The sequence below is a fragment of the Caulobacter sp. DMC95 genome (genome assembly GCF_056313785.1).
Window position 1 is genome coordinate 751,101 of the sequence record NZ_JBQUZP010000002.1, and the last position, 21,860, is coordinate 772,960.

A 21,860-nucleotide genomic window follows, 5' to 3' on the forward strand; every position below is an offset into this window, starting at 1 on the left:
GGCAAGGGACTGTTGATGACTGACGCGAACAGCGGCGACCAGAAGGTCGAAGGTCGCCCCGGCGCGGGAGCCGAACTGGTCCAGGGCATGACCGAGGCCGGGGCTCGCCGGCCGCGCCGCAAGGACATCCGCCCTCTGGCTCACCTGCTGCCGTTCGTCATCGCCCACAAGGGCGATGGCCTGGCGGCCGGCTTCTTCCTGCTGTTCTCGACGGCCGCGACCCTGGGTCTGACCTACGCGTTCAAGAACGTCATCGATCATGGCTTTTCCAAGGGGCAGGACGCGGCCATCAACAGCGCCTTTGTCGGCCTGGGCGCGGTCGCCCTGGTGCTGGCCTTGGCCACGGCGCTGCGGTTTTTCTTCATCACCCGGCTGGGCGAGCGCGTGGTGGCCGATCTTCGGCGCAAGCTCTACGGCCATACGCTGAGCCTGGATCAGCCCTATTTCCTGAAGACGCGAACAGGCGAGGTTCTGTCGCGCCTGACCACGGACGTGGCGCTGGTCGAACAGCTGGTCGGGGCTTCGATCTCGATCGCCCTGCGCAACATCCTCAACCTGATCGGCGGCCTGACCGCCATGGCGGTGGTCTCGCCCAAGTTGGCGGGCTTCATCGTGCTGATGGTGCCGGTGATCCTGGCCCCGATGTTCCTGGTCGGTCGTCGCGTGCGCAAACTGACCGTCACCGCCCAGGACAGGTTCGCCGACGCCGTGGGCTATGCCGGCGAGAGCCTGGACGCGCTGGAGACCGTGCAGGCCTTCGGACGCGAGTCGGCCTCGTCGACGCGTTTCGGCGCGGCGGTGGAGGCGGCCTACAAGGCTTCGGTCCGCCGGATCACCACGCGCGCCAGCATGACGGCCATGGTCATCACCCTGGCTTTTGGCGGGATCACTCTGCTCTTGTGGACCGGCGCGCGTCTGGTGCTGGCCGGCGAGATGACCGGCGGCACCCTCGCCCAGTTCGCCATGCTGGCGGTGATGGCCGCCGGCTCGATTGGCGCTCTGGGTGAGGTCTGGGGCGATGTCCAGAAGGCCTCGGGCGCCATGGATCGCATCTCCGAACTGCTCAACGCCAAGCCCGACATCGCCGCCCCGCCCGCGCCCAAGGCACTGCCGGTCCCCGGCCAGGGCGAGATCGCCTTCGAGGACGTTGTGTTCGCCTATCCCGGGCGGCCCGATCTTCCCGCCCTCAACGGCTTCGAGCTGCGGGTGAAGCCCGGCGAGACGGTGGCCCTGGTCGGTCCCTCAGGCGCGGGCAAGAGCACCGTCCTGCGCCTGCTGCTGCGCTTCTATGACCCGCAAAGCGGGTGCATTCTGCTGGACGGGGTGAACCTGCGCGACGCCGAGCCCGCCGAGGTCCGCGCGCGCATGGCCCTAGTGGCCCAGGACTCGCCGCTGTTCTCGGGCTCGGCGATGGACAACATCCGCTTCGGCCGTCCCGGCGCGACAGACGAAGAGGTGCGCGCCGCCGCCGACGCCGCCCAGGCTACCGGCTTCCTGTCGGCGCTGCCCGAGGGCTTCGACACCCCGGTCGGCGAGCGGGCCAAGACCCTGTCCGGCGGCCAGCGCCAGCGCCTGGCCATCGCCCGCGCCCTGGTGCGCGAGGCCCCGATCCTGTTGCTGGACGAAGCCACCAGCGCCCTCGACGCCGAGAGCGAACAGCTGGTGCAGCAGGCTCTGGCCACCGCCATGGAAGGCCGCACCACACTAGTCATCGCCCACCGCCTGGCCACCGTGCTCAAGGCCGACCGCATCGTGGTCATGGAAGAGGGCCGCGTCGTTGAGCAGGGCGCCCACGCGGAGCTGTTCGCCAAGGGCGGTCTCTATGCGCGACTGGCGCGGCTGCAGTTTGGGGTCGAAGCGGCTTAGGGGCCGAAACCTAGCGCTTCAAATCCGCCGGCGTCGTCGGCTCGCTGAGCAGGCGCTCCATCGCGTTCCAGCGCGCCTCCTCGGTCTTGCCGGCGCGCAGCACATGGTCGCGGACCATGTCCTGGCCGATGTTGTAGTTGATGACGTACGAGCGGTAGGTCTCGATGAACGACACTCGCTTCTCGGCCGCGCCGCGGGAGTAGAGGCTGTACTTCATCAGCGCCTCGACGGCCTGCGCCTTGGTCATCTTGCCCGACAGGTAGAGGGCCGCGACGGTGTTTCCGCTGCTGGACAGCGCCGCCTTGGCCTGCTGCAGCGCGTCGAAGGCCTCGGCGGTCTTCGAATCCAGGCCCGCTAGCGGATAGAGTTTTTCCTGCTCGAACGCGGTCTTGGCCTTGCCCGGGAAGGCCAGCTCGATGCCGAAATTGGCCGAGCCCTCGGCGATGAACGACTGCGGGGAGTAGAGCGGATAGACGCTGAACTCGACCCAGCCCTTTTCCTTCGTCAGCTTCTGCTCAAGCAGGGCGTTCAGGACATGGTGGCCAGGGTAGCCTTCGTGGCAGCCCAGGTCCAAGGCGCGGCTGATATAGATTGGCAGGTCGGTGTTGATCTGGATCAGACTCTTGGCGTCGCCCTTGTACCAGTTGTAGCCGCTCCAGGGCTTCTTGGTAACGAACTCCAGATCGAAGCGCTCGCCGGGCGGAAGCTTCATGTGCTGCTCGGTTTTGGCCTTGCAGGCGGCGATACCGGCCTCCATCACCTTACCGACCTTGTCGGTCGGGATGACGTAACGGTTCTGGAAGGCGTCGACGCGGGCGGCGAGGTCTCCCTCACCGGGTACGATCTTTTCGAGCCGCGCCAGGATCGGATCGTAGCTCTTCAGCGGCTTGAGAACCGGACGCACGCCAAACAGGCCCTCGGCCTCGTCCTCGAAGCTGAACGTCTCGCCGGCGATCATGGCAAGGCGCGTCTGGGCCGCCTTCAACTGGCCGCGCAGGAACAGCTTGCGACGGCGCTGGTCGGCGGTCAGGTCCTTGTCGGGGACCTTGGCCAACAGCATCTGCAGGCGGTCGGCTTCCTTGCGCAGCACCGACACCGGACGCGGCGCCAACTTGGCGGAGTCCTGCCATTCGCGCGGACCATAGTAGGCGTCGACATAGCCGGACTCGCGCTCGCCGGCCTCCAGCGTCATGCGCACGAAGTCGACGGCGACGCGGTCCAACAGATCCGAACCCGGTGAAGCCAGCGTCGGCCCGCCAAAGACCAGCGCGACCGCGAGCGCGGCGGCCGAAGCGGCGTGACGGATCTTCATGGCGTTTCTCGCATGTGACTTCGAAGCGGGCGCACGCTGCACCGACGCGCCGGGTCGACGCAATAGCGAGGAACGATCTGCCGTTCGTCAGCCGCGGACGGTTGCGGCCAGGGCCGGGAAGTCGCTGAACACGCCGTCCACGCCCGCCGCGTAGAGCGCCTTCAGCACGGCTTCGGAGTCGCCATGCTGAGCCAGGAAGCCTGGGCTGGCGGCGTCGCCCTTGCGCAGGCTGGCGGGCAGGAAGGCGTTCTCTGCGCGCACCGTCCAGGGGTGCACTGCTAGCCCTGCAGCGTGCGCGTCGCGGATGAGCGTGGTCGGCGCGCCGAGGGTCTGGCCGTCGTGAGGAACCACAAGCTTCCAGTTGGGGCCAAGGCCGTCGGCGTAGACGGCGATGTCCTTCAGGCCCCGGGCGGTGATCAGGTCGGCGTACTTGACGCCGGGCTGGTCGGCCGGCCCGCCTTCGGCATCGACCAGAAACACCAGGCGCGCCGAGGTCAGGGCGCGCAATCGCTTCAGGGGCGCGACCTCGAAGCATTGGACGAACACCGGGGCGGTGGCCGAGTTCAGGCTCAGCGCCTTCAGCTTTGTGACCAGGCGGGCCTCGGTCGGCAGGCCGATCGCTGCGAAATAGGTCGGATGCTTGAGTTCGGGGTAGACGCCGATCGTGCGACCCGTCCGCTTGGACCCGGCCTGGGCGATCGCCCACACCTCTTCGAACGTCAGGATCTGAGCCTGACCGTCAAAGGCCGCGCTGGCGGGTCGCAGCTGCGGCAGGCGTTCGCGCGCACGCAGGGTCTTCAGCTCAGCGAGCGTAAAGTCCTCGGTGAACCAGCCGGTCACCTGCTCGCCGTCGATGGTCTTGGTGGCCTTGCGGGCGGCGAACTCGGGACGCGCGGCGACGTCGGTCGTGCCGCCGATCTCGTTCTCATGACGCGCCACCAGATGGCCGTCCTTGGTGGGGACGAGATCCGGCTCGATAAAGTCCGCGCCCTGATCGATGGCCCGCTCATAGGCCAGGGCGGTGTGCTCCGGACGCTCGCCGCTGCATCCGCGGTGGCCGATGACGATCGGCTTCTTGCTCTGGGCGCGGGCGAGGCCCGGCAGAAACGTGCCGGCGAGGGCGGCGGTGGTCAGGGCGCGACGGGTCAGTAGGGTCATGGCCCGCGATTTAGCGCGCGGATGTGACGGTTTGGCTAGACCTTGAAAACTGTCCTCCCGGCCAAGCGCGAAGCGCGCCGAGCCGGGACCGCCAGAAGCTCAGAGCTGGTTGCGGTCCCGGGTCTGCGCTGCGCTTCGCCCGGGATGACAGGTTGATCAAGCCGCCCGCAGACGCTCCAGGATCTGCGGGTGGAGATCCTGGTTGCTGGCCAGGATCGACTTGCCCTGCACCACGTCGTGGTCGTTCTCGTCGATCGTGGTGATCTTGCCGCCAGACTCCTGGATCATCAGTACGCCGGCGGCGACGTCCCAGCTGTTGAGATTGCGTTCCCAGTAGGCGTCGAAGCGACCGGCGGCGACCCAGGCCAGGTCCAGCGAAGCCGCGCCGAAGCGACGGACGCCGGCGACCTTCTGACTGACCTGGTGCAGTTCCTTCAGGAACTGGGCATGGCCCGGCTTGCCGGCGAACGGCACGCCGGTGGCCAAGATCGCTTCGTCCAGGTGACGGCGGGCGGCGACGCGCAGGCGCTTTTCGGCGCCGAGGAACGCGCCCTTGCCCTTTTCGACCCAGAACAGGTCGTTGGTGATCGGATTATAGGTGACGCCGGCGACGATGCCTTCGCCTTCGCGTTGCAGCGCGATGTTGACCGCGAAGTGCGGGATAGCGTGCATGAAGTTGGTGGTGCCGTCCAACGGGTCGACAATCCACGTATGGGTCTTGTCGGTGCCTTCGACCAGGCCGCGCTCTTCGCCTAGGAAGCCGTAGCCGGGGCGCGCCTTTGTAAGCAGTTCGAACAGGGTCTGTTCGGCCTTGATGTCGGCGTTGGTGACGAAGTCCGCCGCGCCCTTCTTGGAGACCTGCAGTTCGGTGACTTCGCCGAAGTCACGAGCCAGGCCACGCGCGGCCTTCCGAGCCGCTTCGATCATGACGTTCAGCAGGGCGGAGGGCGTGGGCACGTGCGGGCTATCCTCAAGAAGCCGTCGACGCCCGCCGGATGGTCCGGCGGCGGAGCGGTAGGTCGACGGTGTGAAAGAACGGGCGCGGAAACTAGTCGTCCACAGGCGCGAAGGCAAGCCGCCGTTGATTCGACAGGCTTAACGGCGCTGCGCCGCCCCTCCTGAAGGCTGATCTCCCCGGCATTCGCCGGGGAGATCAGACATTTAAGGTAGCTCGACCTTCGGCAGACTGTCCTTAGTCTCGCAGAGCAGCTTGCCGGCCTTGCCGACTGCGCCGGAGATGTCGTCGATCTTGTCTTCCTTGCGCCAACCCTTGGGCAGGCCCTTGGACCCGTCGAAGTCCATGCCGAGGTCCATCCATTTGTCCGCCGCGCAATCGAGCGCGAAGATCAGGATCGGACCCTTTGAGGCGGCCCAGTTCCTGTAGGGGCCATTGGCCTTGCCCTCGGCGATACGGGTGACAACCAGCCCTGTGGATTGGTCCACGCGGGTGAAGTCTTCATCGTAGTAGGTCTTGGTTTCGCCGGGAGCCAGTTTCCAGTTTTCCGCGATCGCGGCCGTGGCGAGGGCCAGGATCGGTACGCTAAGCAAACACACTACGAGCCGCTTCATGATCTGCGTCTCCCCCTGTTTTTGTTCGCTGGGAGAGACGCTAGGACGATGTGCGGTGCGTCACAAGATACCGGCGTTACCTGGAACTACTTACGGGCGGCCAGGCCTTCCGCAATCGCGGCGTTCAAGGCGGCGACCGCAGCGTCCGGACCTTGGGGGTAGGACCAAACGCCGGCCGAAACCGCGAGGAAGTCAGCGCCCGCCGTCGCGAGGCCCGCAGCGTTCTCCACGGTGATCCCGCCGATCGCTACGCAAGGTGTCTCCATCGTCTCCTGCCAGATGGTGAGGATGTCCGGCGCGGCCCGGGTCGGCGCGTCCTTGGTCGTCGTCGGGAAGAAGGCCCCGAAGGCTACATAGTCGGCGCCGGCCTCGGCGGCTTCCATCGCCAGGTGTCGGCTGTCATGGCAGGTGACGCCCACCATGCGGTCGCCCATCAGCTTGCGAGCGTCCCTGCAGGACATGTCGGACTGGCCGACGTGAACGCCGTCCACCGGAAGCTTGGCGGCGAGATCGGGCCGGTCGTTGAGGATCACGGCGACGCCGCGCGCCTGGGCGATCGGCGCCAAAACGTCGACGGCGGCGGCCACGACGTCGTCCGGCGCATCCTTAAGCCGGACCTGCAGGGCCGCAACATCGCCGCCATCAAGGGCTCGCGCCAACTGTCCACCAAAGTCGGCGAGGTCGTTCAGGGCGGGCGGGGTGATCAGATAAAGGCGGCAGGCGAGCGTCATACGGTCGCTTTAGGCCAATTTGGTTCGCCATGCGACCCGTGGCCGCTGCTAACCATAGTGAGAGTTAGTTGCAAAAGCGGCGACGGTGCGCTAGATGAGAATGACACTCAATCGGGTAAGGCGTTCTTTCCTTGTACGTCTGCAATTGTAACGGCATCCGTGAGCGCGAAGTCCGCGCCGCCATCGACGCTGGCGCCGCTCGCCCGGCCGACATCTTCCGTCACAAGGGCTGTCAGGCTCAGTGCGCGAAGTGCGTGTGCGAGATGCGCCAGATGATCCAGGAAAGCCGCGAAGCTCTCGCTTACGCAGCCGAATAAGCCCCTGTCGCGCCACGGTTTTCGCGACCAAGACGCGTTCTCTTAGAATTCCGTGAGACCGCGAAACACTTGCACACATTCAGGTTGAAGGCCGTTTGCGCTTGCCCCACGGTCGCTGTCAGTCCGAATCCTCGACGCCGAAGGAGGCCGCCATGCAGGGCGATCCCAGCATCATCCGACTGCTCAACGCGGTGCTCACCAACGAGCTGACGGCGGTCAACCAGTACTTCCTGCATGCCCGGATGTACGACAACTGGGGCTTTAAGCGTCTGGGCAAGATCACCTACGATGAGTCCATCGGCGAGATGAAGCACGCCGACATGCTGATCAACCGCATCCTGTTCCTGGAGGGACTGCCTAACCTCCAGGACCTGCACAAGCTTAAGATCGGCGAGACCGTGCCCGAGTGCCTGAACAGCGACCTGCAGGTCGAGCTGGCGGGGCGCGAGACGCTGATCCCCGGAATCATCCAGTGCGAGCAGGCGCGCGATTATGTCAGCCGCGAACTCCTGCGCGTGATCCTCAGCGACACCGAGGAGCACATCGACTTCCTGGAAACCCAACTATCGTTGGTGAAGGCGCTGGGTGAAGCCAATTACCTTCAATCGGCCATGGGCGAACTGCCCGCCTAGAGGTCTCGCGCCATGAAGACGCGGGCGCTTTCATCGAGGCCCCGCGCCAGATGCTCCCGTCGAACGGCCGCTAGGCCGGGTGTCAGATCGGTCTCGGCGATGTCGACGAAGCCCAGCCTGCGATAGTAGGGCGCGTTCCACGGTATTTCGCGAAAAGTCGACAAGGTCAGTCGCGCCAAGCCCGTGTCTCTGGCTCGGCGCGCCACTGCGTCGATAAGCGTCGCGCCGATCCGCTGACGCTCGAAGGCCGGCAAGACGTCGATCTGTTCGATGTAGAAGCTCTGCTCAAGCGGGCGGAACATCACGAACCCTGCCAGGGTCGGGTTCCCGCTGGCGAACGCCTCCGCCACCAGCAGACCGCCCGTTTCCTGGCGTGCGGCGAGCAATTCAAGCGGGGAGGGCTCGTCGTTGGCGAGGGCGTCCATCAAGCCCAAGAACCGCTGCGCCGACGCCCGTTCGATGGCCTGGATGGTTTGAAGGTCTTCAAAACGGGCGAGGCGGATCGTACTGGCCATCGCCGAGCTTCGCCCGCTCCAGTCTCGGGGTCCAGCCCCAGCGCATGGGGACGACCCTTTGCGTCGCTGGCGCTATCCCGTCATGATGGTTCGCAAGCGGCTAGGGCGGCCTGGAACCAAGGCCGAACTGGGCTGTTTGAACCCTTTGAGTTCAAGAGGAGCGTCGCATGCACATCGCCAACGGAACCGCGCGGGACCGCGCTCTGGCCGGCCGTGAAGCCTTTGAACTCGACCAACGGCAGCGCCATCACCCCGTCGCGCAGGTCGCCGTCGGCGCCGCCTTGGCGGGCGGCGCGATCATCGCCGCGATGATGATGGGCCGCCGTCACGAACAGGCTCTGGATGACGAGATGTACGCTGTCGAGTTCGCCGAGATGCATGAGCCGGTGGCCCACCAGCCCAAGCCGCTCACCAGTCTTCTGCTGCCGCCGCTGTTCATCGCCATGACGCTGTCGGGCCTTCGGACATGGAACGCGCCCTCGAGCCCCGCGCGGACGCGCGCCTTGACGATCTGGAGCCTTGTCCAGGGCTTCAACGCCCTGTGGCTGGGTCTCGGCGCCAAGCGCGTTGGCGGACAGCTGGGCGCGGCCACAGCCTCGCTGGCGGCGTCTGCGGCCTACGCCCTTGAGGCCCGCAAGGTCGGGGGCGGCACGGCGCCTGACCTTGGCTGGGTGGGTGTCGCCAATGCGCTCACCAGCCAGCTTTGGCGGCGAACAATCCCGCGCGGACCCACGCTGCACTAGGTCGCGCGGCGCGCGCGGTCGGGAGAACCTCTGCGAGCCGTTAGGGTTGACGGCTCGCCGCAGCTTTCGCGCCCAGCCGCCGCAGCCCCTCCAGGATCTCCTGCAGGTTCTCGCTGTCGCCGTGCTGACGGATGATCTTCAGCGCCCTGATATTGACCCACACGGCGCGGGTGTCCCACGCGCCGCGCTCGACGAGCGCTCGGATCATGTCGCACAGGCTGGCGGCGGATTGCTCCAGGGTTGCGAGCGCGAACATGCCTGCGAGGGAACGAACACTTTCCGCCAGTCGCGCAGCGGTGGCCGCATCGACCTCCTCGCCCGCAGCGATGAGGGCGTCGATCGCCTGATCGATGAGTTCCATCGCCGATCCGCGATAGGCTTCGGCGTTGGCCTGGGCGCGGACCAGCGCGGTGCGCATATCGATGCCGCCCGGCAGGTCTACAAAGCGTGTCAGGCGGCTGGCGGTCATTGAAGAAGCGCCGCAGCCGCGCTTTGGATCGATGTCCGGTACGCGACATCGTCTGTATTGTCGTTCTCCGCCTCGGCGTTGCCGGACGTGACGTTCGCGAACACTGACGATGTGCTCCAGAGGATACGGTCCAGCAGGGTGTTGGCCGAGAAGGGCTTGGCCACGATGTAGTCTGCGCCCACCCGGCGGGCCTTTTCGATCAACGGGCGGGGCGTGTGGCCGGTGACGACGATGACGACGGCGGGAAGCGAGCCAGCCGCCTGCCTGCGACGGTGTTCCTCGATCAGGCGAAATCCCGCTTCGACGTCCGGAAACGGGTCGACGATGATCAGGTCCGGATCAAAGCCAGCGCGGGTCTCTCCACCCTTCAGCCCCCGTCGCTCCAATTTCCTAAATCCAAAGCCCATCAAGATCTGGGCTGTCAGATCCATGAAGCCGGCGTTCTCATCCACGATGAGCACGCCAGCCTCTTGGAACTTGAAGGTGTTTTCTTGCCTGCCCACGCCGTACCCCTGAGGAATGTGAACAACGTTCCTGTAACGGTGATCGCAAGGAGCAAAAACACTCTTAACGGGAATAAACCGTATCGTTTCACGCGTGAGGCGAATTGTCGCAGAGCGGGTGTTTTTCAGGGCGTTCGCGTCAGGTGATCGAGGCTGAGCCGGCCGCCGCCGCGGGCGACCAGAAAGAGCAGTAGCCCCATCCAAGACAGGTGTGTCGGCCAGGCGTCGGGATAGACGAAGACCTGGATGACGACGGTCATGCCGAGGAAGGCGAGAGCCGAGACCCGCGTGAACAGCCCCAGCACCAGCAGGATAGAGAACAGGTGCTCCGCGTAGGTCGCGGCGTGAGCGGCAAGGTTGGCCGGGATTAGCGGCAGGGCATATTCGGTTTCGAACAGCGTATAGGTCCCGTCGGTGATGTGCAGCCAACCATCGACCTTGGTTCGTCCCGACTGAAAGAAGATGGCCGCGACGCCCAGGCGCGCGACAAGGCTCAGGGCGTCCTGAGACAGGAGCCGTTCTGCTGTCGTGGCCAGCCAGATGAATGGCGTGCGCCAGGAGATCGCTGTCGAGGTCATGGATAGGGTTCCGGGTCCAGGTCGCTGAAGACGCCGTCGGCGATCAGCGCGGCGAAAAGGGTTTCGATAGAGGCGTCGGGTTGGGCCTTCGCGGCGCGTTCGGCCGCAAGGCCCAAGGTCTCGCCGTTGCGCACCGCGCGCAGAAACTCGGCTTCGCCATCTTGCATCAGGCGGTTGGCCACAAAGCCTGAGCGCCGGATCAACATCACAGCCTGCGGAGCTTCACTGAGTTCCAGGGGCTCGTCGCCTGCGCGTGCGGCGAGCCAGAGCCCAGGTAAGCCGGCGTCGAACGCCGCGAACCGCAGACTGGGGTGCGGCCTTAGCCGCGCCGAGGCCAGCGCCTCGGGCGAAAGCTCCGACAAGGTCGTTGCGTCCAGGTGCGGGGCCTCGGCGGCGAACAGGGCCTCAAGCCACAACCGGTCCAGGTGTGCGACGCCGGCCAGATAGGGCAGCTCGGCGGCCGGCGGGAAGCTGGCGAGCCAGTTTGGGAAATCCGCGCCATAGTCGTGGAGCGCCGCACGGCTCGGAGGACACTCGCGGGAGAAGAGCAGGGCGGCTCCGCCGAACCAATCCTCGCTGGTGAGCGCGCGCACTGTTGGAAAGTTCTCGGCGAGCGCATCGACGCAGCCCTTGGCGATCGTGTTGCGATAGACGGCAAGCCCCACGGGCGATGAGTCTGTGGCGCACCATGGCGATAGCCCCTCGACGTCACCCCGCAGGGCTTCGACGAAAGCGTCCTGGAACGCCAGCAACTCAGACATGGGCGAGCTCGCAAGCCAGCGGGCGAGCGTCCATCGCGGCGGCGGCGCGATCGCGCTCGGCCATCAGGGTGGCGAAGTCGGGAATGTCGTCATCGCGCTCGATCAGGGTGGGGCGTGGTCCGATGCGGGCGACCAAGCGGACGTACAGCGCCCAAACCGCCTCGGTGACCGGCGCGCCGTGCGTATCGATCAGCAGGTCGGAGCCGCCGGGATCCTTGGCGTGGCCCGCCAGATGGATCTCGCCGATCGCGTGCGCGGGCAGAGCGTCCAGATAGGCTTCGGGCGCATAGCCGAGATTATGAGCGCTGACGAAGACGTTGTTCACGTCCACGAGCAGGCCGCAGCCGGTGCGGGCCACCAGCGCGGCGAGAAAGTCGACCTCTTCCAGATCGTGTCCCTTGAGCGGAAGATACAGCGACGGGTTCTCGATCAGCACGCGGCGACCCAGCGCGTCCTGCATGCGCGAGACGTTGTCGCTGATGCGGTTCAGCGCCCGATGCGTACGCGGAAACGGCAGCAGGTCGGGATGATGCGCGCCGCGATGCGTCGACCAGGCCAGGTGTTCGGAAACGACAAAGGGGTCGAAGCGATCTACCAACTGTTTCAACGCCTGAAGATGCGCAGTGTCAGGATCAGCGTCCGCCGCTAGCGATAGCCCCACGCCGTGCAGCGACAGGGGATGGCGCGCGCGCACCGCCTCCAGAGCCGCCAGACGCGGACCGCCGGCGGACATGTAGTTCTCGGGATGGACCTCAAACCACAGGCCTGCGACGTCGCAACGGATCGCGTCGTCATAGTGCTGGGCTTTCAGGCCAAGGCCGGCGGTGGGAGGCATCTTGCGATCTCTAAAGGCGTGTCACTTCCGACCGGTCCAATGGGCGGTCGGAAGTGACGTGGGCTGAACGGCGGTGCGGACCTAGGCCTTGGGCGTCAGCGACCCCATGCCCTTGGGCGTCTTGATCGTGACGCACGTGCCCTTCTTGACCATCTTCCAGGCGTCGCCTTGGTAGTCGACCTTCGAGGTGCCGGCGCACGAGGTGCCAGCGCCGGCCTTGCAGTCGTTTTCGCCGGCCTTGGACACGCCGTAGCACTTTTCAGTGTTGGCGCCGGCCTTGTGGTCGTCGGCTGCGGCGATCGAGACGCCGGCCGAGAGGGCCATGGCGGCGGCGAGGGCGGCGGTGGTGGCGATGCGGGTCATGGAAGCTCTCCTTGGTGGGTTTTAAGCCGATCCGGCCCCAAGCCGCTCGGTCGTGGGAGAATTCGTCCATGGTGTCGTCAAGGTTACACGGGTCGCCGAACAAAATTTCGCGGTCATCGTGAGGCGGCGTTTCAGACTGTCGCGACACGATGTAACCATTGGGCTCTGGCGCGCGGATTAGGGGCTGGCGTGACGGACTCCGAAACCCGACTGAAGGCGCTGATGCTGCGCGGACTGGATGGCGACGCCGCCGCCTACCGCGAATGTCTCGCCCTGCTCGGCGTCCGCCTTCGCGCCTATTTCATGCGCCGCATGGCGGGCGCGCCCGGCGATGTGGAGGATCTAGTGCAGGAGACGCTGCTGGCGGTGCATCTCAAGCGGTCGACCTGGGATAGCGCCCAGCCCTTCACCGCCTGGGCGCATGCGGTGGCGCGCTACAAGCTGATCGATCATTGGCGGCGTCGGAAGATCCGCCAGACCTTGCCGATTGAGGACCATGTCGAGTTCCTAGCCGCCGACGAGCCCGATCCTGGCGTTGGTTTGGAACTGGACCGCGCTTTGGCGACCCTGCCCGAAAGACAAAGGATGCTCGTCAGTGACGTCAAGCTGACGGGCCTGTCGCTCGCCGAAGCGGGGGCGCGGGTGGGAATCTCCGAAGGCGCGGCGAAGGTCGCCCTGCACCGGGCGTTGAAGGCCCTCGCCGAAAGGATGCGCCGTGCGGACGGATGACCTGATCGACGTCCTGGCCAGCGACGCCAAGCATGCGGGCGAGGCGACCCCGCCGCGCCGGCTGGCGACCGTCGCGATCATCGGGTCGCTGGCGGCTCTGGTTCTGGTCCTGGGCTGGCTACGCGTCCGCCAGGACCTGACCCAGGCCATGCTGGGCTCGATGTTCTGGATGAAGGCGGCGTACACCGCGCTGCTCGGTGTCGCCGGCTATCTCGCTGTGGAGCGCCTGTCGCGGCCCGGTGGCTCAGGTCGTCGAGGGTGGGTTTTAGGGGCTTTGGTCTTCGCGGTCTGTGCGGCGGCGGGGCTCTATCAGGCGATAATCAGTCCCGACGTGCAGGCGGCCCTGGCGATGTTGCATGGACATTCCTGGCGCTCGTGCAGTCCCAGGATCCTGATGATTGGCCTGCCGATGCTGGGTTTCGGTCTCTGGATCCTGAGAGGCACGGCGCCGACCCGACCCAGCCTGGCGGGCTTTGCAATGGGGCTGTTTTCCGGCGGGGTGGTCGCCACCATCTATGGCCTGCACTGCCCGGAGCATACGTTCACCTTCATCGCGCTCTGGTACAGCTTGGGCGTTCTCGCCCTCGGTGTCGTTGGGGCCGTCGCCGGCCGCTGGGTGCTGCGATGGTGAGCGGTACCAAGCGACGCTGAATCTGTCGCAGCCAGATTCGCAGGCTTCGCGTTCCGGTCGATTGACAAACCGACGTTCCCCAAATGAAGTGCCGCCGCCTTCGCGACTGCGACGCGTTTGGCTTGGTTCAAACGCCGTACGGCTCTGTGGGGAGAGGCGCGTGACGATCAACGACACCCTCGCGCCCGCGAGCGGCGGTACGCCCATCTGGTCCGCTGAGAACCTTCCTTGGCGGCTCGCCGAGGTGGCCGCCGCCGGCGCTTTGGGCGGCGTCTTGATGATCCTGGCCTGGCTTGGTTTACGGCCCGATCTGGCGCAGGCGGTGCAGACGCCCGTTTTCTGGATCAAGGTCGCCTATGCAGCCGCCTTGGCGTTCGGCGCCGGACTTACGGCCTGTCGCCTGGCGCGGCGGCGCGCGCGAGGTCTTCTGCCGCTCATGCTTGCGGCCTGCGTGGCCGGCGGTTTCCTGACATTTGGCCTGTTTCAGGCCCTGGCGATGGCGCCGCAGACGCTTTTGCAACTGTACTGGCCGACCGCTTTGACCTGTATCGTGGCCATTCTGGCCCTCGCGACGCCCATGCTGCTGTTCGCCAGCTACGGCCTCGCTAGCGTGGACCCAGAACAGCCGCGTCTTGTCGGTTTCGCGGGCGGCGTGGCGTGCGGCGCGGTCGCCGACCTCGTCTTTGGCCTGCATTGCCCGTTCACGACCTTCGCTTTCATCGCGCCCTGGCATACGGCGGGCGCCCTGACCTGTGGGGTTGCGGGCCTGTTGCTGGTTGAGCTGTTCAGCCGCGTCCGGCGGAGGCGTCGGCCGCTGATCGAGAGCATGCTCGCCGAATAAAAAGGGAGGCCGAAGCCTCCCTTTCCGCTGTCGTTTAGTGACGGCGTGACTACTCCGCCGCAGCCTTCGCGGCTGTGGCCCCGAACTTGGCGTGCAACTCGCCAGAGGCGTAGCGCTTGGCCATGGTCGCGGTCGACAGCGGCTTGATCTTGTCGGCGTGGCCGGCCGAGCCGAACTCGACAAAGCGAGCCTGGCAGACCTTGCGCATGGCTTCCTTGGCGGGCTTCAGATAGGCGCGCGGGTCGAACTCGCCTGGCTTCTCGACCAGCAGTTTGCGGATCGCGCCGGTGATGGCCATCCGGTTGTCGGTGTCGACATTGATCTTGCGCACGCCGTGCTTGATGCCGCGCTGGATCTCTTCCACCGGCACGCCCCAGGTCTGGGGCATCTCGCCGCCGTAGGCGTTGATGATGTCCTGCAGGTCCTGCGGGACGCTGGACGAGCCGTGCATCACCAGGTGGGTGTTAGGCAGGCGGCGGTGGATTTCCTCGATCACGTTCATGGCCAGAACGTCGCCGTCCGGCTTGCGCGTGAACTTGTAGGCGCCGTGGCTGGTGCCCATGGCGATGGCCAGGGCGTCGACGCCGGTCTGGGCGACAAAGTCCACCGCCTGGTCCGGATCGGTCAGCAGTTCGTCGTGGGACAGCTTGCCCTCGAAGCCGTGACCGTCTTCGGCCTCGCCCATGCCGGTCTCCAGCGAGCCCAGAACGCCTAGTTCGCCTTCGACCGAGACGCCGCAGCTGTGCGCCATCTGCACAACCTTGCGGGTGACCTCGACGTTGTACTCGTAGCTGGCCGGAGTCTTGGCATCCTCCATCAGCGAGCCGTCCATCATCACCGAGGTGAAGCCGTACTGGATCGCCGTGGCGCAGGTGGCCGGGCCGTTGCCGTGGTCCTGGTGCATGCAGACCGGGATGTGCGGGTAGATATCGACCAGGGCGTCGATCATCTTGGCCAGCATGATGTCGTTGGCGTAGTTCCGCGCGCCGCGCGACGCCTGGATGATGACCGGCGAGTTGACGGCATCTGCGGCCTCCATGATCGCCAGGCCCTGTTCCATGTTGTTGATATTGAAGGCGGGCAGCCCGTACTCATGCTCTGCGGCATGGTCCAGCAACTGGCGCAGCGTGATGCGTGCCACGTAATTCTCTCCTGCAAGCGTTTTAAGTGGTTAGGTCGTTTCTTGTTTTTGGGGCCCGGCGCTGAGGCGCTCTCTGCCCAGGGTCGTCAGTCTTTAATACAGTTTGTTATCGTGCTGGCGCGAGCCTGCATGACCCGCGCCAGAAAGGTAACTCAGGCTTCGAGCGCCGCGACGCCCGGGAGAGTCTTGCCCTCCATCCATTCGAGGAACGCGCCGCCCGCCGTCGAGACGAAGGTGAAATCGGCCGACACGCCCGCGTGGTTCAGAGCGGCGACTGTATCACCGCCGCCAGCCACCGCTACGATTTTACCCGATTTCGCAAGCGAAGCGGCATGTTTCGCCGCCGAAACGGTCGCTTCGTCGAAGGGCGGGACCTCGAAAACGCCCAAGGGGCCATTCCAGATCAAGGTCAAGCTTTGGTCCATGGCCGCCAGCAGGCGCTTGGCGCTTTCCGGGCCCGCGTCGAGGATCAGATCATCGGCTTGGACCGCGCTGAGCGCCCGGACCGCCGTCTCAACGCCGGGCGCAACCTTCTTGGCGACGACAACGTCGACGGGCAGCAGCAGCTCGCAGCCGGCGGCCTTGGCCTTTTCCATGATCTCGCGGGCGGTGTCGGCCAGGTCCTTTTCGCAAAGCGAGGCGCCGACATCGTGGCCTTGAGCGAAGAGGAAGGTGTTAGCCATGCCCCCGCCGATCGCCAGGCGGTCCAGCTTGGCGACCAGGTTGTTGAGCAGGTCGAGCTTTGTCGAGACCTTGGAGCCGCCGACGATGCCGATCACCGGCTTCTTTGGATTGCCAAGCGCCGCGTCCAGGGCTTCCAGTTCGCGCTGCATCGACAGGCCCGGATAGGCCGGTAGCAGCTTGGCCAGGCCCTCGGTCGAGGCGTGGGCCCGGTGGGCGGCGCTGAAGGCGTCATTGACATAGACCTCGCCGTTGGCGGCCAGCGCAGCGGCGAAGTCGGCGTCGTTCTTCTCTTCGCCGGCGTGGAAGCGGACGTTCTCCAGCAGGGCGACGCCGCCGTTGGCGAGGCCATCGACGATCTTGGCGGCCTCGTGGCCGATGCAGTCGCCGGCGAAGGCGACCGGCGCGCCCAGCAGGGCGGCCAGCGGCTCGGCGACGAAGCCCAGGCTCATTTCCGGCACGACCTTGCCCTTGGGGCGGTCGAAGTGAGCCAGCAGCACCACCTTGGCGCCCTTGTCGGCCAGGAAGCGGATGGTAGGCAGCGCCGCGCGCAGGCGGGTGTCGTCAGCGACCTTGCCGCCATCGACCGGGACGTTGAAGTCCACGCGAACCAGGGCGCGCTTGCCGGCGAGGTCGGCGGTGTCGAGGGTGCGGAAGGTCATGAGCGCGAATCCTGCGGTGCGTTGAACCTCGTCCTTCGACAAGCTCAGGATGAGGTTCCAGAAGGAAGTTTCAGTAGCCCTCATCCTGAACTGTCGAAGGACGAGGGCGGCCGCGTTGGAACGGCCATTGAAAACCCCGCTCCTTTGGAGAGCGGGGTTCAAAGCGTTCCTTAGAGGAACTTCGCCATCTCGAGAGCGGTGTCGCTCATGCGGGTCGCGAAGCCCCACTCGTTGTCGTACCACGACAGCACGCGGGCCAGCTTGCCCTCGATGACCTGCGTTTGCGGCAGGGCGGCGGTCGAGCTGGCGGCGATGTGGTTCAGGTCGGTCGAGACCAGCGGGTCGTTGGTCACAGCCAGGACGCCCTTCATCGGACCATCGGCGGCGGCCTGCAGCGCCTTGTTGATCTCGTCGATCGAGGTCTCGCGGCCGGCGACGACCTTCAGGTCGATGACCGAGACGTTCGGGGTCGGGACGCGGATCGAGCTACCGTCCAGCTTGCCCTTCAGTTCAGGCAGCACCAGGCCCAGGGCCTTGGCGGCGCCGGTCGAGGTCGGGATCATGCTGAGGGCCGCGGCGCGGGCGCGGTAGAGATCCTTGTGCATGGTGTCCAGCGTCGGCTGGTCGCCGGTGTAGCTGTGGATCGTGGTCATGTAGCCACGCTCGATGCCGAACAGGTCGTGCAGGACCTTGGCGACTGGAGCGAGGGCGTTGGTGGTGCACGAGCCGTTGGAGACGACGATGTCTTCGGCGGTCAGAGTCTCGTGGTTGACCTTGTAGACGATGGTCTTGTCGGCGTTGTCGGCCGGCGCCGAGACCAGGACGCGCTTGGCGCCGGCCTTCAGGTGGGCGCTGGCCTTGTCCTTGGCGGTGAAGATGCCGGTGCACTCGAAGGCGATGTCGACGCCCAGGTCTTTGTGCGGCAGCTCTTCGGGGTTACGGATGGCCGTGACCTTGATCTTGCCCATGCCGACGTCGATCCAGTCCTCGCCCGAGGTGACGACGCCGGGGAAGCGGCCGTGGACGCTGTCGTAGCGCAGCAGGTGGGCGTTGGTCTCGACCGGGCCCAGGTCGTTGATGGCGACGACCTCGATGTCGCGACGGCCATGCTCGGCGATAGAGCGCAGGACCAGACGTCCGATGCGGCCGAAGCCGTTGATGGCGACGCGAACAGCCATGGGTCTTTCTCCTGATGTTTGGCCGCCAGACGTGATCGACCGGCGTTCCCTATTTTGCTGCGCGTTTTGCGGGGGAAAGACGCGAAGTCAAGCCCGAGAAACTGACAACCGTCGTTAGAAAGCTGCTATGGGCTGCGCGTCGCCCAATTATCGCCCCCGCGTCTGGCTTAGACCCGTTCGATCTATATGTTGCGTCGCATGATGGATTTCCGCCCATGATCCCGGCCGACAGTACGGCCCTCGACCTCGCCGTGCGCCGCTTGGAGCGGGCGGTGGGTCAGCTGGAACAGCGTCTCGCCGCCAAGGCGGCCGAGGCCGCGCGCGCGCTCGCCGCCGCCAAGTCCGTGTCAGCGCCGGCAGCCGCGGTGACGGTCGAACCTGGCCTGTTCGAGGACGAGGAACGCGCTCGGCTGCTGGCCGATCTGGAAGCCGCCCGCGAGCGCGAAAAGGCGCTTGAGGAGGCGGGTGAGCAAGCCTCGGTCGCGCTGGGCCGCGCCATCGCGGAGATCCGCGCGGCTCTCGGCGAGGACGGCGTGGCTAACGATCTGCACGCGCCCGGCGACGACGACGACCTGTTCGAAGATTCCGAGGAGGCCTGATCCATGGCTCAGGTGACCATCCAGGTGAACGGCCGGCCCTACATGGTCGGCTGCGAGGACGGGCAGGAGCCTCACCTGACCGAACTGGCGCGTCTGTTCGATCGCCAGGTGCGCCAGGTCAGCCAGGATGTCGGCCAACTGGGCGAGACGCGTCTGTTCCTGATGGGCGCTCTGCTGCTGGCCGATGAGCTGTCGGACATGAAGTTGCGCCTGGCCCACGCTAACGCCGAGATCGCGCGCATGCAGCAGGAAGGCACCAAGGCCGAGATCGCCGCCATCCGCGCGCTGGACGCCGCAGCCGAAAAGATCGAGAAACTGGCGATCGACTAGGCTGACCGAAGCGTTGCGTCACCGCGACGCTGGTGTTCCGACGCTGGAGTCCCTATCTTGTTCGTCGGCGGGTCATGCTGTGGCTCTCGTCGAAGATTTCTTATCCCAGGGACCTTAATCTCTCTATCGGGACCTGTTCCCTCCCGTGGCCGTGGCTGCGGGAACACGGGGCCCACCTGTTACTGACAGGTTCGAGTGGATTGAAACGTCTTCACGGTTCTTCGCGGCGCCGCCACCCTTTCCCTATAAAAACTGTCTTCTCGGCCAAGTGCGCAGCACGGCGGGCCGGGATCGCCGGAAGCGTCGGGCGCGCCCCGCTCTCGGCTCGGCGCGGCCTTGCGGCCGCTGGACCGGGGTGACAGTTTTTAGGGAATGACCATCGTCGATCCCATCGCGGCCAAGACGGCCCTCCGCGTGTTTGTGCGGAACCAGCGCAAGCAGCTGGCCCGCGAACATCCCGAAGCGGACTGGATGATCGCTGAGGTCGCGCGCGAGCCGCTCGCCCGCCTGTTTCCAGATCCCCGAGGCAAGGTCGCGGCGCTCTACTACGGCCTGGGCTCGGAGATTTCGCCGCTGATCCTAGCCGAGCAGATGGCCGAGGCGGGTTGGACCCTGGCGCTGCCGGCGGTCGTAGATCGCGAGGGCCGCAAGATGATCTTCCGACGCTGGAAGCTCGATCAGCGCCTGACGCACGATGAGATCGGCCTGCGCGCGCCGGGCGGTGACCAGCCGATGTTGATACCGGATCTGGTCGTGACGCCGTTGCTGGCGTTCCAGCGGGACGGCGTGAGGCTGGGGCAAGGCGGAGGCTACTATGATCGCGCCCTGGAGTTCCTGCGCGCGCGCCGATCGATCTTTGTTCTCGGTCTGGCCTATAGCGGTCAGCAGACGGAGAATTTGCCGCACGAGGCGCATGATCAGAGGCTGGACGCCATCGTCACCGAAAAAGAATATATAGCGGTCAACGAGATGGCCGGGTAACGGGCCTGCATATTCCGCTTCTTGGGACTTTCGATGCGTTTCGCCTTCTTCGGCGATGTCGTCGGCAAGTCGGGCCGTGACGGCCTGGCCGACCATCTGCCCGACCTTCGTCGTCAGCTCGGCCTCGAGTTCGTGATCATCAACGCCGAGAACGCCGCAGCGGGCTTTGGCATCACCGAGAACACTGCGCGTGAGCTGTTCGACGCCGGCGCCGACTGCCTGACCCTGGGCAATCACAGCTGGGACCAGCGCGAGGCTCTGACCTATATTGTGCGCGAGCCGCGCCTGATCCGACCGGCTAACTATCCGATCCTGTCGGATGCGCCGGGGCGGGGGAGCCACCTTTTCCAGACGGACTCGGGCAAGACGATCTTCGTCGTGAACCTGCTGGGCCGCGTCCACATGGACGCCATGGACGATCCCTTCGCCGCCGCTGACCGCGAGCTGGACAAGGCGCCGCTGGCCCAGGTGGCTGATGCGGTGGTGGTCGACATGCACTGCGAAGCGACCTCGGAGAAGATGGCCATGGGCCACTACTGCGACGGCCGCGCCAGTCTTGTGGTGGGCACTCACACCCATGTGCCGACCGCCGACTGCCAGATCCTGCCCGGCGGCACCGCCTACCAGACCGATGCGGGCGCCTGCGCCGACTACGACAGCGTGATCGGCAACCAGAAGGAAGAGCCGCTGCGGCGCTTCACCACCAAGATCAGCGGCGGCCGCTACCAGCCGGCCTCGGGGCCGGCCACGGTCTGCGGCGTGTTCGTCGAGACCGACGATCGCACGGGCCTGGCCGTTCGCGTGGAGCCGATCCGCGTCGGCGGTCGGCTCAAGCCGACGGTGCCCACCGTCTAGGCGGGGTGACAAACCCCGCCCCTGGGCGCTAGAAGCGCGGCCACTTCCCCTTTCAGACTAGAGACAGAGCCCTCCGAATGGCCGGTCACTCGAAATTCAAGAACATCATGCACCGCAAGGGTCGCGCCGACGCCGCGCGGTCCAAGCTGTTCTCCAAGCTGTCGCGGGAAATCACCGTCGCGGCCAAGACGGGCCTGCCCGATCCGGCCATGAACCCGCGCCTGCGCCTGGCCGTGAACAACGCCAAGGCCGAAAGTCTGCCCAAGGACGTGATCGAGCGCGCGATCAAGAAGTCGCAAATGGGCGACGCGGCCGACTATTTCGAAATCCGCTACGAAGGCGTCGCCGCCGGCGGCGTCGGGATCATCGTCGAGGTGCTTACCGACAACAAGAACCGCGCCGCCGCCAATGTCCGCTCCTACTTCACCAAGATGGGCGGCAACATGGGGGCCACCGGCTCGGTGACCTTCAACTTCGACCGCGTCGGCCAGATCAGTTATCCGGCCAAGGCCGCGTCGGAAGACGAGATGATGGAGGCCGCCATCGAGGCCGGCGCCGACGACGTCACCTCGGACATGGACGAAGAGGGCGAAGGCCACACGGTCTACACCGCCTTCGAAAGCCTGAACGACGTGGCCGCCGCCCTGGAAGCCAAGTTCGGCGCGGCGTCGAACACCAAGATCGCCTGGCGTCCCAAGATGCAGGTTCCCGTCACTGGCGACGCCGTGGCCACCCTGATGAAGCTGCTCGACATGCTGGACGAAGACGACGACGTCCAGGCCGTCTATTCGAACGAAGACATCAGCGACGAAGACCTGGCCAAGCTGGGTTGATGAATTGGGGGAGGTCCGGACGGGCCTCCCCTTTGTCTTTGCGTATC

27 protein-coding genes are annotated in these 21,860 nt (G+C 65.9%); 12 read left to right on the forward strand and 15 right to left on the reverse strand.

Features of this window, described 5'->3' with window-relative positions; all coding sequences use genetic code 11:
- Positions 1-12: 12 nt before the first annotated feature.
- Positions 13-1,866, forward strand: a complete 1,854-nt coding sequence (locus tag ACT53N_RS07630; RefSeq protein WP_476063326.1) for an ABC transporter transmembrane domain-containing protein — start codon at positions 13-15, stop codon at positions 1,864-1,866.
- Between the two features lie 10 nt (positions 1,867-1,876).
- On the opposite strand, the gene ACT53N_RS07635 is transcribed toward ACT53N_RS07630, so the two are convergent.
- The 5 genes from ACT53N_RS07635 to thiE form a co-directional block, all read right to left on the reverse strand.
- Positions 1,877-3,178 (reverse strand): hypothetical protein, encoded by a 1,302-nt coding sequence (locus tag ACT53N_RS07635; RefSeq protein ID WP_476063327.1) that lies wholly within the window; start codon positions 3,176-3,178, stop codon positions 1,877-1,879.
- An 87-nt stretch (positions 3,179-3,265) separates the two neighbouring features.
- Positions 3,266-4,336 (reverse strand): glycerophosphodiester phosphodiesterase, encoded by a 1,071-nt coding sequence (locus ACT53N_RS07640; RefSeq protein WP_476063328.1) that lies wholly within the window; start codon positions 4,334-4,336, stop codon positions 3,266-3,268.
- Positions 4,337-4,492: 156 nt separating this feature from the next.
- A complete protein-coding gene (locus ACT53N_RS07645) occupies positions 4,493-5,293 on the reverse strand; it encodes an inositol monophosphatase family protein (protein WP_476063329.1) in 801 nt (266 codons plus the stop codon).
- Between the two features lie 204 nt (positions 5,294-5,497).
- On the reverse strand, positions 5,498-5,905 hold the full coding sequence (locus ACT53N_RS07650) for a hypothetical protein (RefSeq protein ID WP_476063330.1): 408 nt from the start codon (positions 5,903-5,905) through the stop codon (positions 5,498-5,500).
- An 86-nt stretch (positions 5,906-5,991) separates the two neighbouring features.
- A complete protein-coding gene (thiE, locus tag ACT53N_RS07655) occupies positions 5,992-6,636 on the reverse strand; it encodes a thiamine phosphate synthase (RefSeq protein ID WP_476063331.1) in 645 nt (214 codons plus the stop codon).
- Positions 6,637-6,767: 131 nt separating this feature from the next.
- Here thiE and ACT53N_RS07660 point away from each other — a divergent pair, with 131 nt between their 5' ends.
- Positions 6,768-6,953 (forward strand): (2Fe-2S)-binding protein, encoded by a 186-nt coding sequence (locus ACT53N_RS07660; RefSeq protein ID WP_310215018.1) that lies wholly within the window; start codon positions 6,768-6,770, stop codon positions 6,951-6,953.
- Positions 6,954-7,105: 152 nt separating this feature from the next.
- Entirely contained in the window at positions 7,106-7,585 is a 480-nt protein-coding gene (gene bfr, locus ACT53N_RS07665) for a bacterioferritin (protein WP_476063332.1), read from the forward strand.
- Here bfr and ACT53N_RS07670 read toward each other — a convergent pair.
- Positions 7,582-8,100, reverse strand: a complete 519-nt coding sequence (locus tag ACT53N_RS07670) for a GNAT family N-acetyltransferase (RefSeq protein ID WP_476063333.1) — start codon at positions 8,098-8,100, stop codon at positions 7,582-7,584. The two genes, bfr and ACT53N_RS07670, sit on opposite strands and share 4 nt — an antisense overlap.
- Before the next feature lie 167 nt (positions 8,101-8,267).
- Here ACT53N_RS07670 and ACT53N_RS07675 point away from each other — a divergent pair, with 167 nt between their 5' ends.
- Positions 8,268-8,843 (forward strand): tryptophan-rich sensory protein, encoded by a 576-nt coding sequence (locus tag ACT53N_RS07675; RefSeq protein ID WP_476063334.1) that lies wholly within the window; start codon positions 8,268-8,270, stop codon positions 8,841-8,843.
- Between the two features lie 40 nt (positions 8,844-8,883).
- Here the strand turns inward: ACT53N_RS07675 and ACT53N_RS07680 are convergent, their stop codons facing one another.
- The 6 genes from ACT53N_RS07680 to ACT53N_RS07705 form a co-directional block, all read right to left on the reverse strand.
- Positions 8,884-9,312 (reverse strand): chemotaxis protein CheE, encoded by a 429-nt coding sequence (locus ACT53N_RS07680; protein ID WP_476063335.1) that lies wholly within the window; start codon positions 9,310-9,312, stop codon positions 8,884-8,886.
- Positions 9,309-9,815 (reverse strand): response regulator, encoded by a 507-nt coding sequence (locus ACT53N_RS07685; protein WP_476063336.1) that lies wholly within the window; start codon positions 9,813-9,815, stop codon positions 9,309-9,311. The genes ACT53N_RS07680 and ACT53N_RS07685 overlap by 4 nt, the downstream gene beginning before the upstream one ends.
- 125 nt (positions 9,816-9,940) lie before the next feature.
- A complete protein-coding gene (locus ACT53N_RS07690) occupies positions 9,941-10,393 on the reverse strand; it encodes a DoxX family protein (protein WP_476063337.1) in 453 nt (150 codons plus the stop codon).
- Positions 10,390-11,154 (reverse strand): HvfC/BufC family peptide modification chaperone, encoded by a 765-nt coding sequence (locus ACT53N_RS07695; RefSeq protein WP_476063338.1) that lies wholly within the window; start codon positions 11,152-11,154, stop codon positions 10,390-10,392. Before ACT53N_RS07695 ends, ACT53N_RS07690 begins: the two co-directional genes overlap by 4 nt.
- A complete protein-coding gene (gene bufB, locus ACT53N_RS07700; RefSeq protein ID WP_476063339.1) occupies positions 11,147-11,989 on the reverse strand; it encodes an MNIO family bufferin maturase in 843 nt (280 codons plus the stop codon). The genes ACT53N_RS07695 and bufB overlap by 8 nt, the downstream gene beginning before the upstream one ends.
- Positions 11,990-12,070: 81 nt before the next feature.
- On the reverse strand, positions 12,071-12,352 hold the full coding sequence (locus tag ACT53N_RS07705; protein WP_476063340.1) for a BufA1 family periplasmic bufferin-type metallophore: 282 nt from the start codon (positions 12,350-12,352) through the stop codon (positions 12,071-12,073).
- 189 nt (positions 12,353-12,541) lie between these two features.
- Between ACT53N_RS07705 and ACT53N_RS07710 the strand changes: the two genes are divergently transcribed.
- The 3 genes from ACT53N_RS07710 to ACT53N_RS07720 all read left to right on the forward strand — a co-directional run bounded on the left by ACT53N_RS07710 (position 12,542) and on the right by ACT53N_RS07720 (position 14,553).
- The gene (locus ACT53N_RS07710) at positions 12,542-13,081 is read left to right on the forward strand and encodes a sigma-70 family RNA polymerase sigma factor (RefSeq protein ID WP_476063341.1); all 540 of its coding nucleotides are present in this window, start codon (positions 12,542-12,544) and stop codon (positions 13,079-13,081) included.
- Entirely contained in the window at positions 13,068-13,712 is a 645-nt protein-coding gene (gene nrsF / locus ACT53N_RS07715) for an anti-sigma-F factor NrsF (protein WP_476063342.1), read from the forward strand. The genes ACT53N_RS07710 and nrsF overlap by 14 nt, the downstream gene beginning before the upstream one ends.
- Positions 13,713-13,872: 160 nt before the next feature.
- Entirely contained in the window at positions 13,873-14,553 is a 681-nt protein-coding gene (locus ACT53N_RS07720; protein ID WP_476063343.1) for a DUF1109 domain-containing protein, read from the forward strand.
- A 49-nt stretch (positions 14,554-14,602) separates the two neighbouring features.
- Here ACT53N_RS07720 and fba read toward each other — a convergent pair whose 3' ends face one another.
- The 3 genes from fba to gap form a co-directional block, all read right to left on the reverse strand.
- Positions 14,603-15,694, reverse strand: a complete 1,092-nt coding sequence (gene fba / locus ACT53N_RS07725; RefSeq protein WP_310214994.1) for a class II fructose-bisphosphate aldolase — start codon at positions 15,692-15,694, stop codon at positions 14,603-14,605.
- A gap of 152 nt (positions 15,695-15,846) precedes the next feature.
- Positions 15,847-17,037, reverse strand: a complete 1,191-nt coding sequence (locus ACT53N_RS07730) for a phosphoglycerate kinase (RefSeq protein WP_476063344.1) — start codon at positions 17,035-17,037, stop codon at positions 15,847-15,849.
- A 170-nt stretch (positions 17,038-17,207) separates the two neighbouring features.
- Positions 17,208-18,215, reverse strand: a complete 1,008-nt coding sequence (gap, locus tag ACT53N_RS07735; protein WP_476063345.1) for a type I glyceraldehyde-3-phosphate dehydrogenase — start codon at positions 18,213-18,215, stop codon at positions 17,208-17,210.
- Positions 18,216-18,430: 215 nt separating this feature from the next.
- On the opposite strand from gap, the gene ACT53N_RS07740 reads away from it, so the two are divergent.
- The 5 genes from ACT53N_RS07740 to ACT53N_RS07760 all read left to right on the forward strand — a co-directional run bounded on the left by ACT53N_RS07740 (position 18,431) and on the right by ACT53N_RS07760 (position 21,813).
- Positions 18,431-18,814 (forward strand): hypothetical protein, encoded by a 384-nt coding sequence (locus ACT53N_RS07740; protein ID WP_476063346.1) that lies wholly within the window; start codon positions 18,431-18,433, stop codon positions 18,812-18,814.
- Positions 18,815-18,817: 3 nt separating this feature from the next.
- Complete coding sequence (locus ACT53N_RS07745) at positions 18,818-19,144, forward strand: cell division protein ZapA (RefSeq protein WP_062098954.1); 327 nt, start codon at positions 18,818-18,820, stop codon at positions 19,142-19,144.
- A 372-nt stretch (positions 19,145-19,516) separates the two neighbouring features.
- Positions 19,517-20,125, forward strand: a complete 609-nt coding sequence (locus tag ACT53N_RS07750; protein WP_476063347.1) for a 5-formyltetrahydrofolate cyclo-ligase — start codon at positions 19,517-19,519, stop codon at positions 20,123-20,125.
- A 21-nt stretch (positions 20,126-20,146) separates the two neighbouring features.
- Positions 20,147-20,980, forward strand: a complete 834-nt coding sequence (locus ACT53N_RS07755) for a TIGR00282 family metallophosphoesterase (protein ID WP_476063348.1) — start codon at positions 20,147-20,149, stop codon at positions 20,978-20,980.
- A 77-nt stretch (positions 20,981-21,057) separates the two neighbouring features.
- Positions 21,058-21,813, forward strand: coding sequence for a YebC/PmpR family DNA-binding transcriptional regulator (locus ACT53N_RS07760; protein WP_476063349.1), 756 nt, complete (start codon positions 21,058-21,060; stop codon positions 21,811-21,813).
- Positions 21,814-21,860 lie beyond the last annotated feature (47 nt).